This window comes from Micromonospora sp. NBRC 110038 (genome assembly GCF_020884815.1).
Classification (GTDB): Bacteria; Actinomycetota; Actinomycetes; order Mycobacteriales; family Micromonosporaceae; genus Micromonospora; species Micromonospora haikouensis.
Genome location: NZ_BBOL01000002.1, coordinates 168987 through 182823, shown reverse-complemented (window position 1 = coordinate 182823; position 13837 = coordinate 168987). Strand labels below are relative to the sequence as shown.

The following is a 13837-nucleotide window of genomic DNA, read 5'->3' as shown; positions in this document are numbered from 1 at the left end:
TATTCCTACTTAGTTGGTAGGAAGACTGGGGCAGCGTTCGGGCGGCGTCAAGACCCGTCCACATCGCGGGATTCTCGCTCGGGATTATTCCCGGTTTTCCTACCTTCTTGCTAGGTTTGGTCGACGTGACCTACCACTGGTTCCTCCCCACGTCCGGCGACGGGCACCAGGTCGGCGCCGCCACCGTCACCGCCGGCGCGGCCCGGCACGAGCGGGCCGCCACCGTCGGCTACCTGGCCGAGGTCGCCCGGGCCGCCGAGGCGGCCGGCTTCGCCGCGCTGCTCACCCCGGTCGGCTCCGGCTGCCCCGACCCGTGGATCGTCTGCGCCGCCGTCGCCCAGCACACCGACCGGATCGGCATGCTCGTCGCCGTGCGGACCGGGTTCGCCCTGCCCACGCTCGTCGCCGCCCAGGCCGAGGCGTTCCAGGCCGTCTCCGGCGGGCGGCTCGCGCTCAACGTCGTCACCGGCGGCGACCCCGCCGAACAGCGGGCGTACGGCGACTTCCTCGACCACGACGACCGGTACGCGCGCACCGGCGAGTTCATCGACGTGCTCCGCCGCACCTGGCGCGGCACCCCGTTCGACTTCACCGGCGCGCACTACCGGATCGCCGGCGGCGGCCTGACCGCCCCGCTGACCGAGCCGCCGCCCGTCTACCTCGGCGGGGCGTCCCCGGCCGCCGAGGCGGTGGCGGCGCGGCACGCCGACGCGTACCTCATGTGGGGTGAGCCGCCGGCCGCGATCGCCGCCCGGGTGGCCCGGGTGCGGGCCCTGGCCGCCGAGCGGGGCCGCACCCTGCGCACCGGCCTGCGGCTGCACGTCATCGCCCGGCCGACCGCGGGCGAGGCGTGGGCCGAGGCGGACCGGCTGCTGGCCGGGATGAGCCCCGAGCGGATCGCCGCCGCGCAGGCCCGGTTCCGCCGGATGGACTCCGTCGGCCAGGCCCGGATGGCCGCCCTGCACGGCGGGTCCGCCGACGCGCTCACCGTCGCGCCGAACCTGTGGGCCGGGATCGGCCTGGTCCGCGAGGGCGCGGGCACCGCGCTCGTCGGCAGCTACGCCGAGGTCGCGGCCAGAATCGACGAGTACGCCTCGCACGGCGTCGACGAGTTCGTGCTGTCCGGCTGGCCGCACCGGGAGGAGGCCGAGCGGGTCGGCGCGGAGGTCCTGCCCCGGGTCGCCGCCGTCGCACCCGTGGGCTGACCCGACGCGCTAGGGTCGACCCGTGGCGGCGCGGAGATCCAGAATTCCAGCGACGAAGTACCCGGTCGAGCGGTTCACCCTCGGCAACGGCCTGCGGGTGGTGCTCACCCCCGACCGCAGCGCACCGGTGATCGGGGTGGCGGTCGTCTACGACGTCGGCATCCGCTCCGAGCCCGAGGGGCGCACGGGCTTCGCCCACCTCTTCGAGCACCTGATGTTCCAGGGCTCGGAGAACCTGGAGAAGCTGGCCCACTTCCGGCACGTGCAGGGCGCGGGCGGCACCTTCAACGGGTCGACCCACCACGACTACACGGACTACTACGAGACGCTGCCGAGCAACGCCCTGGAGCGGGCGCTGTTCCTGGAGGCCGACCGGATGCGCGGCCCCCGGCTGACCGAGGAGAACCTGCGCAACCAGGTCGACGTGGTCAAGGAGGAGATCCGGGTCAACGTGCTCAACCGGCCGTACGGCGGGTTCCCCTGGCTGACCCTGCCGCCGGTCATGTTCGACACGTTCCCCAACGCGCACGACGGCTACGGCTCCTTCGACGACCTGGAGTCCGCCACCGTCGACGACGCGGCCGACTTCTTCCGCCGCTACTACGCCAGCGGCAACGCCGTCCTCGCGATCAGCGGGGACGTCGACGTGGCCGAGGCCACCGCGCTGGTGCAGCGGCACTTCGGCGACGTGCCGGCCCGGCCCGCCCCCGACCGCCCCGACTTCGCCGAGCCCGACCTGACCGCCGAGCGGCGCTCGTCGTACACCGACGCCCTGGCCCCGCTGCCGGCGGTGGCCTCGGCCTGGCGGGTGCCCGACCCGATCACCGACTTCGCCGGCTACCTGCCCTACGTGGTGCTCGCCGAAGTGCTCACCGACGGCGACGCGTCCCGGCTGGTCGAGCGGCTCGTCCAACGGGACCGCGCGGTCACCAGCCTCGGCGGGTACGTGGGCTTCATGGGCGACCCGTTCGACGTGCGCGACCCCACCGCCCTGCTGCTCCAGGCGCACCTGCCGCCCGGTGGGGACGTCGACAAGGTGCTGCGCACCGTCGACGAGGAACTCGACCGGCTGGCCACCGACGGCCCCACCGACGGCGAGCTGGCCCGCACCCAGGCCCGGATGGCCACCCACCTGCTGCGCGACACCGACGCGGTGCTCGGCCGGGCGCTGCGGATGGCGGTGCTGGAGCAGCAGCGCGGCGAGCCGGGGCTGCTCAACGACCTGCCCCGGCTGGTCGGCGAGGTCACCGACGAGCAGGTCCGGGCCGCCGCCGCCACCCTGCGGCCGGAGCGCCGCGCGTCCATCGAGGTTGTTCCTGGGGGTGCCCGATGAGTGTGGCAGACGTGTCGCCGCGGGCGTTGCCGCCGCTCGGCCCGAACCGCAGGCTCAAGCTGCCCAAGCAGGCCGAGCGGAGGCTCGGCAACGGGCTGACCGTCATCGCGGTACGCCGCCCGGCCGTCCCCCTGGTCGAGCTGCGGCTGTGGATGCCGACGGGCCGGACCCACCTGGCCCGGGGGGCGATGCTCGCGCAGACCATGCTGTCCGGCACGCAGTCGATGACCAGCGTGCAGATCGCCGCCGAGCTGCAGGCGGTCGGCGGCGGGCTGTCGGCCGGCATCGACCCGGACCGGCTGATGCTCTCCGGCGCGGGCCTGGTCACCGGGCTGGACCGGATGCTGGAGATCCTGGCCGACGTGCTGACCGGCGCGACGTACCCGGGTCAGGAGGTCGGCACCGAGCGGGACCGGCTGGTCGACCGCATCCAGGTGGCGCAGAGCCAGCCGGCCCATCTCGCCCGCACCGCCCTGCTGCGCCGGGTCTACGGCACGCACCCGTACGCGGTGCAGACCCCCGAGCCGGAGCAGGTGCGCGCGGTCCGGCCGGCGGCGCTGCGCCGGCTGCACGCCGAGCGGGTGCACCCGGCCGACGCGGTGCTGGTGCTGGTCGGCGACGTGCAGCCCGAGCGGGCCCTGGACGCCGCCGAGAAGGCCCTCGCCGCCTGGAACGGCGCTGGCCACACCGCCGAGCTGCCGCCCGCCCCGCCGCTGGAGCCGGGCCCGCTGCTGCTGGTCGACCGGCCCGGCTCGGTGCAGTCGTCGCTGCGGATCGCGTTGCCGGCGGTGCCCCGCACCCACCCCGACCACGCCGCGCTGCAACTGGCCAACCTGCTCTTCGGCGGCTACTTCTCCTCCCGCTGGGTGGAGAACATCCGGGAGGACAAGGGCTACACGTACGGGCCGCACTCGCTGGTCGAGCACTCGGTGGCCGGGTCGGTGCTGGTCGCCGGTGCCGAGGTGGCCACCGAGGTGACCGGGCCGGCGCTGCTGGAGACGACGTACGAGCTGGGCCGCCTCGCCACGCTCCCGCCGAAGCCGGACGAGCTGGAGCAGGCCCGCCAGTATGCCCTCGGCACCCTCCAGCTCGGCATGTCCACCCAGGCCGGGCTGGCGTCGCTGACCAGCGCGTACGCGGGCAGCGGGCTGCGCCTGGAGTTCCTCGCCGAGCACGCCGCCCGGCTGGCGAAGGCCACGGTCGACGACGTGGCCGAGGTGGCCCAGCGCTACCTGGCCCCGGCCCGGGCGGTCACCGTGGTGCTCGGCGACGCCGAGCGGGTCGCCCCCGCGCTGTCGGCCCTCGCCCTCGTCCGCACCGAGCCGGTCCGGCCGTGACCGCCGGGGGCGGGCCGGTCCGGGGCGGGGGCGGGGAGACCGCCCCGCCGCTGGCCCGGTCCACCCTGGACCGGGCCGCGCACCGGCGCACCGACCCGCAGTGGCTGGCCGAGGCGTGGGAGCGGGCCCGGGTCCTGGTGCTCGACTCCGCCGCCGACGGCCGGGCCCTGGTCCGCGCCGACGCGTCCCCGCCGGAGCTGGTGCTGCTCGGCTCGGGCGAGCTGCCCGAGGTGCCCCGCTCCGTGCCGATGTTCCTCGGCGTCGAGCCCGACGGCGCGCCCGTGTTCGCGGTGGACTCGCCGCTGCCGGAGCTGCCGGGCACCCGGGCGGTGGGCCTGCGGGAGGTCGGGCACCTGCTGTTGGACCGCGACGCCGGCATCTTCACCGCCGCGCTGGCGCTGACCAACTGGCATGCCCGGCACGGCTACTCCTCGGTCACCGGCCAGCCGACCCGCGTCGATGAGGCCGGCTGGTCCCGCATCGACGAGACCGGCGACCGGGTCTGGCCGCGCACCGACCCGGCGATGATCGCGCTGGTGCACGACGGGGTGGCCGGGCCCGAGGGCACCTGCCTGCTCGGCAGCAACGCGGCCTGGCCGCGCACCGGAGGCCACCGCCGCTTCTCCTGCTTCGCCGGCTACGTGGAGCCCGGCGAGTCGGCCGAGGACGCCGTCGTGCGCGAGGTCCACGAGGAGGTTGGCGTCGCGGTCGGGAACATCACGTACGCGGGCAGCCAGTCCTGGCCGTTCCCCGGCTCGCTGATGCTCGGCTTCGTCGCCCTGGCCGACCCGGCGCAGCCGGTGCGCGTGGACCCGACGGAGATCGCGTACGCCCGCTGGTTCAGCCGCCGGGAGATCGGCGCGGCGCTGGCCGGGCGGCCGGTGGCCGTCAACGACGGCGAGCACCTGCTCCTGCCCCCGCCCTCGTCGATCGCGCTCTTCCTGATCCACCGCTGGCTCGACGGCCACTGCTGACACCGGCTCGGCTCCTGCTCGCGGCGACCTGGCGGCGACGGCTGCGGCCGCGGCGGGCGCGGCGGGCGCCCGACGCTCGGCCCGCAGGGGCGGCTCGCCGTCACGCTGAGTTCGCAGAATTCGCCCGCGTGGCCCCGGTGGCAACCCTGCGCTCCGCCCCCTTTGCTCTGCACCCGGATCCGCAACGGTTGCCGGAAGTAGTGGAACCATCTGGCCGCCGCCGGCCACCTCCTTGCAAAGCCGCTGCTCACCATGGGTGCTGCGTGGATGGGTGCAGAGCAAAGGGAGCGCGGGATGTGTGGCGGGGGTCAATAGGCATGACGGAGGGTGAGATCGGCCAAAGTCTGGGAGCGCCTCGGCCGTCAGTGCGGAGAGTGAGCGGCGTAGGGGCCGGGTCCAGCAGGGATCAGGTCCAGCAGCGGGCCGGGTTCGGCGGGGCCGGGCTCAGCGGGGAGGGGCGTCGTCGAGCGGTAGCACCTTGACGCGCTGCCTGCCGCGGCGGACCGCGCCCACCGTGGACAGGGCCCGGGCCAGCAGCAGGGCGGCCTCCCGGTCCTCGGCGTGCACCACCTGGCGGCGCGGTTCGGGGGAGACGATCTCGTCGCGCACCCGGCCACCGCCGGCCCAGGCGACCGCGATGTCGACGTCGGCGGCGGCGCGGATGTCGGTGCGAACGATCAGGAACCGCATGATGGTCTCCGGATGCGACGGTGACGGACGGCACTCGGTGGAAGTTCCACGTCACTCTGTCGACACATGGTACGCGCGGCCCGCGTCCCAGCAAATGGAACGAGACGGTCGGAGCGCCGTATCCCCCGATCGGATGACGTCGCGCCGCGCGTGGTCGCGGGCCTGAACGGCAGATCGGGGCCGCCGGCACAAGGCCGGCGGCCCCGATCGGGCCGGGACGATCAGCTCAGGTCGAACTGCCCGTTCTTCGTGCCGGCGATGAAGCCCGCCCAGCCGGCGCGGTCGAAGAGCAGCACCGGCCCGCCGCGGTCCTTGCTGTCCCGCAGCGCCACGGCCGCCGGGCCGCCGGGCAGCGGAGCCACCTCGACGCAGTTGGAGGTCTGGCTGCGGGTGCTGGTCCGCCAGGGCGCGTCGGCCAGCCGCCGGGCGAGAACGGAGGACATGTCGGGGATCTCGTTCATGGTCTGCTCCTGATTGGACTGTACCGATGGAACGAGTGGCTTCGCGCGCCCGGGCGAGCCGGTCCTCACCGATCCGTCAGGCGGTCGGAGTGCCGGCGGCGTTGGGTCGGCGCCGTTGCCGACCCGTGGGCCGCCGTGGACGGGCCTGCCGTCTCGGCCAGCCGCCCCGCCGCCTCGAAGAGCCAGGAGGTGGTGTCCGTCGCGGAGAGCGCCGCCGAGCGCAACCACTCGAAAGCCACTTTATAGGCATTTAGGGTGTTTGCCTCGGTCGACATGGCGTTGGTGAAGCCACCTTCTATCGCCAACGTCTCCGGGTCGAGCGGGTCGGCGAACCGGTAGATCGAGAATGCGGTCGGCGGGAGGTACCAGTTGCCGATCGGGGTGTCCCGCAACAGCACGTGCAGCGTGACGTGCGGCAGCATGGCCAGGTCGCACAGCTGGGCGAGCTGCTCCCGCAGCACCTCCGGCGGACCGGCCCGCCGGCCCAGCGCCGACTCCTCCAGCACCGCCGTGTAGCGCGGCGCGTCGGGGTGGCTCAGCAGCGACTGGCGGGCCACCCGGGCGGCCACCTCGTCCTCCGGCGTCCCGCCGTGCTCCGACTCGCCGGCCCAGGACTCGACCCGGCGGGCGGAGACGATCCGCAGCCGGGCGTACCCGATGGTCTGCAACAGCCCCGGAACCAGGACCGGGTTGTACTCCAGGATCTCCGCGCAGCCCGCCTCCAGCTCGGCGAAGCTCCGCTGCTGCGGGGTCATCACCGAATACTTGCGCAGCCAGCCCCGCATGTCCCCGGCCTCGCCGGTGATGCCGAGCAACTCGTCGCGCTGCGCCTCGGTCACGCCGAAGAGGTCGAGCAGCGCGGCGACGTCGGCGGGGTCGGGGCGGCTGCGGCCGTTCTCCAGCCGGGACAGTTTCGACGCGGATGCCCAGCCGACCCGCGCGATGACCTGGTCGCCCGTCAGGCCGGCGGCTTCGCGCAGCTTACGCAGCTCAAGGCCCAACCTGCGGCGGCGCAGCACTGGGCTCGGTCCGGTAGGAGGCACGGTGTCCTCATCTCCGTCGACCGCCGCGGGACGCGACGGTAACTGTATGAAATTCGCCCCCCACGGTCAGTATGGACGGCGCGGCCGGCGTCGGGAGCCTCCGACAGGCGCGTGTCTTCCAGAAACCCGAGAACAGAAACCCCTCCCCGCCCCGAGAAGAGGAACCCGATGCGCACCGTCCTGGGTCGCCCCGACTTCCGCCTGCTGTTCGGCGCACTCCTGGCCAGCATGGCCGCCGAGTCGATCCTGCTGCTCGCCCTGGCGATCTGGGTCAAGGACCTGACCGGCTCCGACGGGCTGGCCGGCGCGACCATCTTCGCGATCATCGCGCCGATGGTGCTCGCGCCGCTGGTCGGCTGGGCCGTCGACCGGTACCCCCGGCGGCCCTTCTTCGTCGCCGCGAACCTCGCCACCGCCGCCCTGCTCACCCCGCTGTTCACGGTCTCCCGGGCCGGCGACGTCTGGATCATCTACGTGGTCGCGGGTCTCTACGGGCTGTCGTACCTGACGCTGAGCGCGGCGCTGGCCGGGCTGATCCGGCAACTCGTGCCGGTCGAGCTGCTCGCCGACGCCAACGGTGTGCTGCAGACCGTGCGGCAGGGGCTGCGGCTGGTCGGCCCGCTCGCCGGGGCCGCGCTCTACGCCGCCGTCGGCGGCTGGCTGCTGACCGGGCTGGCGATGACCGGGTTCGTCACGGCCGCCGCCGTGGTCGCCCTGCTGCGCGCGCCCGAGGCCACGCCCGCCGACGGCGGGTCGCGCTGGACGGCCGAGCTGGGCGCCGGGCTTCGCCACCTGGCCGGCGAGCCGGCGCTGCGCCGCGCCCTGCTCGGCTACGGCCTCGGCTCCCTGGTGATGGGCTTCACCGAGTCACTGATCTTCGCGTACGTCGACCAGGGCCTGCGCCGCGACGCCGCGTTCGTCGGCGTGCTGGTCACCGTGCAGGGCATCGGCGGACTGGTCGGCGGCCTCTTCTCCGCCGCCCTGGTGCGCCGCGCCGGCGAGGTCGGCGCGCTGGCCACCGGGGTGACCCTGTTCGGCCCCGCCGCCGTCGCCCTCGCCTACCCGAGCATCTGGCTGGGGTTCGCGGCGCTGCTGCTGGCCGGGCTCTCGCTCCCGCTGATCACGGTGGGCCTCAACACGCTCATCCAGCGCCGCACCCCGCCGGGCCTGCTCGGCCGGGTGGTCTCGGCGGCGGAGGCGCTGGTCAGCGGGCCTCAGGCGATCTCCATCGGGGCCGGCGCGCTGCTCGTCGGCGTGCTCGACTACCGGGTGCTGTTCGTGCTCGTCGGCGTGGTCACCACCGCAGCCGGCATCTTCCTCTGGCGGGGCCGCCGGCTCTCCGCGCCCGCGCCCAGCGTGCCCCGGATCCCGCTGCAACGCCGGCCCGCCGCAGCCGGGGCCGAGCCCGAGCCGCAGGTGGCGCACCCCACCCGCTGACGCGCGAAGGCGGCCGCCCCGCAGCTCGGGGCGGCCACCTTCGGGCGGCGCGGGGTCCGCCTCAGCCCGGCAGACCGGCGAGGTGCTGCTTGACCTGGGTGATCGACGGGTTGGTGAGCGCGCTGCCGTCGGCGAAGCGCAGCGTCGGGACGGTCTGGTTGCCGCCGTTGACGCTCATCACGAACTCGGCCGCCTTCGGGTCCTGCTCGATGTCGACCACCTGGTAGGCGATGCCCTCCCGGTCGAGCTGCGACTTGAGCCGGTGGCAGTAGCCGCACCACGGGGTCGAGTACATCGTCAACATGATCGCGTCCTCCAAGGTCCGTTCGCCCGTCCGGTCAGGCCAGGCTAACCGCTGCAACATCCGGGACAGCTGAGATGATTCCTCGCTGTGGGGGTTCACTCAGGCTCGGAACGGGTGCTCGCCGGGCTGGACCCGGAGCAGCGCGCCGCGGTGACCGCCCCGGCCGGCCCGGTCTGCGTCCTGGCCGGCGCCGGCACCGGCAAGACCCGGGCGGTCACCTCCCGCATCGCCCACCGCGCCCTGACCGGCGAGGTCTCCGGCCGGCACGTGCTCGCGGTGACCTTCACCGCCCGCGCCGCCGCCGAGCTGCGGGCCCGGCTCACCGCGCTCGGGGTCGGCGGGGTGCAGGCGCGCACGTTCCACGCCGCCGCGCTGCGGCAGGTGCGCTACTTCGCGCCCCGCCTGCTCGCCGGGCGGGCGATGCCGGAGCTGCTGGACAGCAAGGCGCGGATCGTCACGCTCGCCGCCGCCCGGGTGGGCCTGCGCGCCGACCGGGCCGCCGCCCGGGACCTGGCCGGCGAGATCGAGTGGGCCAAGTCGTCCCTCGTGGAGCCGGGGGAATACGTGGTCGCCGCCGCCAAGGCGCTGCGCGACACCCCGCACGAGCCGGCGAAGGTGGCCGAGGTCTTCGTCGCGTACGAGAAGCTCAAGCGGGCCAACGGCGTGATCGACTTCGAGGACATGCTGCGCGCCGCGGTCTGGGGCATCGAGGAGCACCCGGACGTCGCCGAGCAGGTCCGGGGGCAGTACCGGCACTTCGTGGTCGACGAGTACCAGGACGTCAACCCGTTGCAGCAGCGGCTGCTGGAGGCGTGGCTCGGCGGCCGGGACGACGTGACCGTGGTCGGCGACGCCAGCCAGACCATCTACTCGTTCACCGGGGCCACCTCGGCGTACCTGGTCGACTTCCCCCGCCGCCACCGCGGGGCGACCGTGGTCCGGCTGGTCCGCGACTACCGCTCCACCCCGCAGGTGGTCGGCCTGGCCAACGCGGTGATCTCCCAGGCCCGGGGCACCGAGGCGCGGCTGCGGCTGGAGCTGGTCGGGCAGCGCCCGCCGGGCCCCGAGCCGGAGCTGCGGATCTTCACCGACGAGCCGGCCGAGGCCGCCGCCGTGGCGACCCGCTGCAAGGCCCTGGTCGACGCCGGCACCCCGGCCCGGGAGATCGCCGTGCTGTTCCGCACCAACGCCCAGTCCGAGGCGTACGAGAAGGCGCTCACCGAGGCCGAGGTGCCGTACGTGGTGCAGGGGGCCGAGCGGTTCTTCGAGCGGGCCGAGGTGCGCCAGGCGATGGTGGCGCTGCGGGCCGCCACCCGCTCGATCCCCGGCGAGACCCCGCTGCGCGACGCCGTGGTGGAGGGGCTCGCGGCGGTCGGCTGGACCCCCGACGCCGCACCGGCCGGCGGCGCGGCCCGGGAACGCTGGGAGGCGCTCGCGGCCCTGGTGCAGCTCGCCGAGGAGCACGCGGCCACCCCACCCGTGCTGCCGATCGGGGAGGCCGCCGCCGTGCAGCGCCTCGTGACGCTGGCCGACTTCAACGACGAGCTGGCCCGTCGCGCCGCCGCGCAGCACGTGCCGACCGTCGAGGGGGTGACCCTGGCGTCCCTGCACTCCGCGAAGGGCCTGGAGTGGGACGCCGTCTTCCTGGTCGGGCTCTCCGAGGGCACCCTGCCCACCACGTACGCGCGCACCGCCGAGCAGGTCGAGGAGGAGCGCCGGCTGCTCTACGTCGGCATCACCCGCGCCAGGCAGTGGCTCTGGCTGTCGTACGCGGTGGCCCGCTCGCCGGGCGGTCGGGCCCGGCGGCCGTCGCGGTTCCTGCCCCAGCTCGACCGCTCCGGCGGTGGAACGGAGCGGGCCGGCGCGGCGGCGCCCCGGCGGGCCGAGCGTCGCCGTAACCAGGTGGTCTCCTGCCGGATCTGCGGCGCGACGCTGCTCGCCGGCCCCGACCGCAAGCTCGGCCGCTGCCCCACCTGCCCCTCCGACATCGACGAGGAGCTGTACGAGCGGCTGCGCGACTGGCGGGCCCGGGTGGCCGCCGCGCAGAAGGTCCCCGCGTACGTGGTCTTCACCGACGCCACCATCACCGCGCTGGCGGAGCGGCGGCCCGGCCGGGCCGAGGAGTTGATCGCGATCGCCGGCATCGGCCCCCGCAAGATCGGCCTGTACGGCGAGCCGGTGCTGGCCCTCGTGGCCGGCGCGGCGGTCGACGAAGTCTGCCCAGAGAAAACTTTGGAAATCGACCCGTAAATTCGTTTGCCCTCGCCCCGGGGCGAGGAATAGCCTCAGGACACACCTCGCGAGCAGCGCCATTCCGGCTGCTCACGGGGGTGGAGACCCAGTCGGCATCGAGGAAACGTCAGGGAGGTGGCACCAATGGAGATCTACATCAACGAGCGTCCGCTGGCGCTGCCCGCTGCCGTCGTCCCGCTGTCGGCTGTCCGGGTGGCCCCGGCCGCTCGACCGTCGGCTCCGTGGGCGCACCAGGTCCGGGTTCAGGCCGAGCTGAACCTGACCGTCGCGCCGCTCACCGAAGCCGAGGGGACCAGTGGCTTCACGGGCATGGGCATCGACGGCGCCAAGCAGCGCACTGATGTCCGCGGCGTTCCACCTCGAGGTAGACCGGTCTGATCACCAGACCAACCGGCTCACCTCGAGGCCGCGGAACCCGCTACCGGGATCCGCGGCCTCAGTTTTTTGCCCGCCGAAGTACGTCGGAAATCCGATCCACGAGATCGAAGTGAGAGAGAGGTGACCGGGAGATGAGTCTGGCGTTGGCCCCCGTCGACCTGAGCGTCGAGCTGGAGGCGAACCTGCCCTGCCGGAAGTTCGACCCCGACCTGTGGTTCTCCGACCAGCCCGCCGAGCTGGAGTTGGCCAAGTCGCTCTGCGGGGACTGCCCGCTGCGCGTCGAGTGCCTCGCCGGCGCGGTCGAGCGGGCCGAGCCCTGGGGCGTCTGGGGCGGCGAGATCTTCGAGCGTGGCGCGGTCGTCCCGCGCAAGCGGCCCCGGGGCCGCCCGCGCAAGGAGGACGTCGCGCGGGACGCCGCACTGAAGGTCGAGGCCGAGGCGCGACTGGCGGCCAGTGGGCTGTCCGCGTCGCGTCACGCCGTCCGGTTGGCTGCCTGACACACCCGATCCGCACCACCCCCCGCCGGTGTCCACCGGCCCGAGCACATCAGAGAAGGTCGATACCCATGCTGCACATGCCCCACGGAGCCGTCGAGATGCAACTACTCCACGAAGCGTTGTCCCGGGCCCGAATGCCCCGGCCTCAGGCCGGTCGCACCACCACGAGCACTGAGGCAACCCGCATCACCCGAACCGCCCGTACCGTCGCGATGAGCAGCCGCAGCCAGTCGGCGCGCGACCTGGGCGTCTACTAACCGATCACCACACCCGCGCGGGGCGGGTCGGCCGGCGGCCGACCCGCCCCGCGTCGTCGTGCCGGCTCAGCCCGGCCGTGCGCGTCGTGCCGGCTCAGCCGGCGGTCCTCACCGCCCCGGTTCAGCCGACCGGGGCGAAGCCCGGCAGCCAGCGCTCCAGGATCGACCGGTAGGGCGCCTTCGCCTCCAACTGGCACAGCACCCCGATCGAGCCGAGCGTCACCCGGTGGATCAGCAGGTACGACGGCGGCAGGTTCAGCTGCCGGCTGAGCTGGTACGCGGGCGAGCGCGGGCTGGCCAGCCGGGTCGCCTCGGCCCGCAGCCAGGCCCGGGTGAACCGGAACTCCTCCTCGGCCACCGGATCCAGCATGGGCCGGATGAAGTCGAGCACGGCCTGGGCGTCGATCTGCTCGGTCCGGCTGACGAAGCCCTCCTCGCGCAGCCCGTCGACCACCGCGTCCGCCTCGCCACGCAGGGCCAGCCCGGCCAGCCGGCCGATCGGCTCGGGCGTGCCCTCCGGCATGCGGGCCACCGCGCCGAAGTCGATGACGCCGAGCCGGCCGTCGGGCAGCAGCCGGAAGTTCCCCGGGTGCGGGTCGGCGTGCAGCAGCCCGGCGCGGGCCGGCGCGGACAGGTGCAGGATCGCCATGAGCCGACCGGCCTCGTCGCGCTGCTCCTCGCTGCCCTCGCGGATGATCTCGGCGAGCGGCGTGCCCTCGATCCACTCGGTGACCAGCACCCGGGGGGTGGCGGTGAGCACCGCCGGGATGAAGATCTCGTCGTCGCCGGCGTACGCGGCGGCGAAGGCGCGCTGGGACTCGGCCTCCAGCTCGTAGTCCAGTTCCTCGGTGATCCGCTCCCGCAGCTCGACCAGCAGCGGCTTGACGTCCAGACCCGGCTGGATCGCGCGGAACATGCCGCCCAGCCGGGAGAGCTGCTTGAGGTCGGCCAGCAGCGCGTCCCCGGCCCCCGGATACTGGATCTTGACGGCGACGTCCCGGGGCGCGCCGTCGTCCGGGTCCCGCCACACGGCCCGGTGCACCTGGCCGATGCTGGCCGCGGCGGCCGGCGTGTCGTCGAAGGAGACGAAGCGTTCCCGCCAGGCCGGGCCGAGCTGCTCGGCGAGCACCCGGTGCACGGTGGCTGCGGGCAGCGGCGGGGCCGCCTCCTGGAGCTTGGTGAGGGCCTGCCGGTAGGGGGCGGCGATCTCCTCGGGCAGGGCCGCCTCGAAGACCGACAGCGCCTGGCCGAACTTCATCGCCCCGCCCTTGAGCTGGCCCAGCACGCTGAACAGCTGCTCGGCGGTGCGTTGCTGGATCTCGGCGGAGATCACGTCGGACGCCAGCCCGGTGACGCGCTTGCCCATGCCGAGGACGGTCCGGCCGGCGAAGCCGAGCGGCAGAGCGGCGAGCTTGGCGGTCCGGGACACGGCCCGGCGCGGGATGTCGGTCACCCGGCCATTGTTACCGACTGGGCGGCCCTGCGGCTGCTCCGCTGCCGGGCCGGGGCCGTCCGCCCCCGGATCGTGGCGGTCCGCCCCCGGATCGTGGTCGTCCGTGCCGCCGCCGGGCAGGGCCCGCCGGGTGGGTCAGCGGCGCGGCCCGGCGCGGTGGCCCGGCACGGCGGCCCGTCGAGTGGGGGCGGTGCGTGGGGCGGCCGGAACGGGGG

Annotated in this window: 13 protein-coding genes; 8 read left to right on the top strand and 5 right to left on the bottom strand. The window is 74.4% G+C overall.

What is annotated here, in order from left to right; all coding sequences use genetic code 11:
• The first annotated feature begins 125 nt into the window (after positions 1–125).
• From LPU61_RS08455 to nudC, 4 genes are read left to right on the top strand one after another with little or no spacing between them, the layout of a single operon-like run.
• Positions 126–1205 carry an LLM class flavin-dependent oxidoreductase gene (locus LPU61_RS08455; RefSeq protein WP_043965824.1) on the top strand — a complete coding sequence of 360 codons (1080 nt, stop codon included), beginning with the start codon at positions 126–128 and terminating at the stop codon, positions 1203–1205.
• A gap of 22 nt (positions 1206–1227) precedes the next feature.
• The gene (locus tag LPU61_RS08450; protein WP_229404649.1) at positions 1228–2538 is read left to right on the top strand and encodes a pitrilysin family protein; all 1311 of its coding nucleotides are present in this window, start codon (positions 1228–1230) and stop codon (positions 2536–2538) included.
• Positions 2535–3875 (top strand): pitrilysin family protein, encoded by a 1341-nt coding sequence (locus LPU61_RS08445; RefSeq protein ID WP_043965826.1) that lies wholly within the window; start codon positions 2535–2537, stop codon positions 3873–3875. Before LPU61_RS08450 ends, LPU61_RS08445 begins: the two co-directional genes overlap by 4 nt.
• Positions 3872–4849: an NAD(+) diphosphatase gene (nudC, locus tag LPU61_RS08440; RefSeq protein WP_229404648.1), complete on the top strand. Its 978-nt coding sequence runs from the start codon at positions 3872–3874 to the stop codon at positions 4847–4849. The genes LPU61_RS08445 and nudC overlap by 4 nt, the downstream gene beginning before the upstream one ends.
• 444 nt (positions 4850–5293) lie before the next feature.
• Here nudC and LPU61_RS08435 read toward each other — a convergent pair whose 3' ends face one another.
• From LPU61_RS08435 to LPU61_RS08425, 3 genes are all read right to left on the bottom strand, one after another.
• The gene (locus LPU61_RS08435; RefSeq protein ID WP_043965829.1) at positions 5294–5539 is read right to left on the bottom strand and encodes a hypothetical protein; all 246 of its coding nucleotides are present in this window, start codon (positions 5537–5539) and stop codon (positions 5294–5296) included.
• 221 nt (positions 5540–5760) lie between these two features.
• Positions 5761–6000, bottom strand: coding sequence for a DUF397 domain-containing protein (locus LPU61_RS08430; protein ID WP_043965830.1), 240 nt, complete (start codon positions 5998–6000; stop codon positions 5761–5763).
• A 65-nt stretch (positions 6001–6065) separates the two neighbouring features.
• Positions 6066–7043 (bottom strand): helix-turn-helix transcriptional regulator, encoded by a 978-nt coding sequence (locus LPU61_RS08425; protein ID WP_229404647.1) that lies wholly within the window; start codon positions 7041–7043, stop codon positions 6066–6068.
• Positions 7044–7211: 168 nt separating this feature from the next.
• Here LPU61_RS08425 and LPU61_RS08420 point away from each other — a divergent pair, with 168 nt between their 5' ends.
• Positions 7212–8480, top strand: coding sequence for an MFS transporter (locus LPU61_RS08420; protein WP_043965834.1), 1269 nt, complete (start codon positions 7212–7214; stop codon positions 8478–8480).
• A 61-nt stretch (positions 8481–8541) separates the two neighbouring features.
• On the opposite strand, the gene LPU61_RS08415 is transcribed toward LPU61_RS08420, so the two are convergent.
• On the bottom strand, positions 8542–8784 hold the full coding sequence (locus LPU61_RS08415; protein ID WP_043965836.1) for a mycoredoxin: 243 nt from the start codon (positions 8782–8784) through the stop codon (positions 8542–8544).
• An 87-nt stretch (positions 8785–8871) separates the two neighbouring features.
• Here LPU61_RS08415 and LPU61_RS08410 point away from each other — a divergent pair, with 87 nt between their 5' ends.
• The 3 genes from LPU61_RS08410 to LPU61_RS08400 all read left to right on the top strand — a co-directional run bounded on the left by LPU61_RS08410 (position 8872) and on the right by LPU61_RS08400 (position 11912).
• Positions 8872–11034, top strand: coding sequence for an ATP-dependent DNA helicase UvrD2 (locus LPU61_RS08410; RefSeq protein WP_043965838.1), 2163 nt, complete (start codon positions 8872–8874; stop codon positions 11032–11034).
• A 126-nt stretch (positions 11035–11160) separates the two neighbouring features.
• Complete coding sequence (locus LPU61_RS08405; RefSeq protein WP_043965840.1) at positions 11161–11415, top strand: hypothetical protein; 255 nt, start codon at positions 11161–11163, stop codon at positions 11413–11415.
• A 131-nt stretch (positions 11416–11546) separates the two neighbouring features.
• Positions 11547–11912, top strand: coding sequence for a WhiB family transcriptional regulator (locus LPU61_RS08400; protein WP_043965842.1), 366 nt, complete (start codon positions 11547–11549; stop codon positions 11910–11912).
• A gap of 378 nt (positions 11913–12290) precedes the next feature.
• Here the strand turns inward: LPU61_RS08400 and LPU61_RS08395 are convergent, their stop codons facing one another.
• Positions 12291–13622 (bottom strand): AarF/ABC1/UbiB kinase family protein, encoded by a 1332-nt coding sequence (locus LPU61_RS08395; protein ID WP_077938433.1) that lies wholly within the window; start codon positions 13620–13622, stop codon positions 12291–12293.
• Positions 13623–13837: the final 215 nt, after the last annotated feature.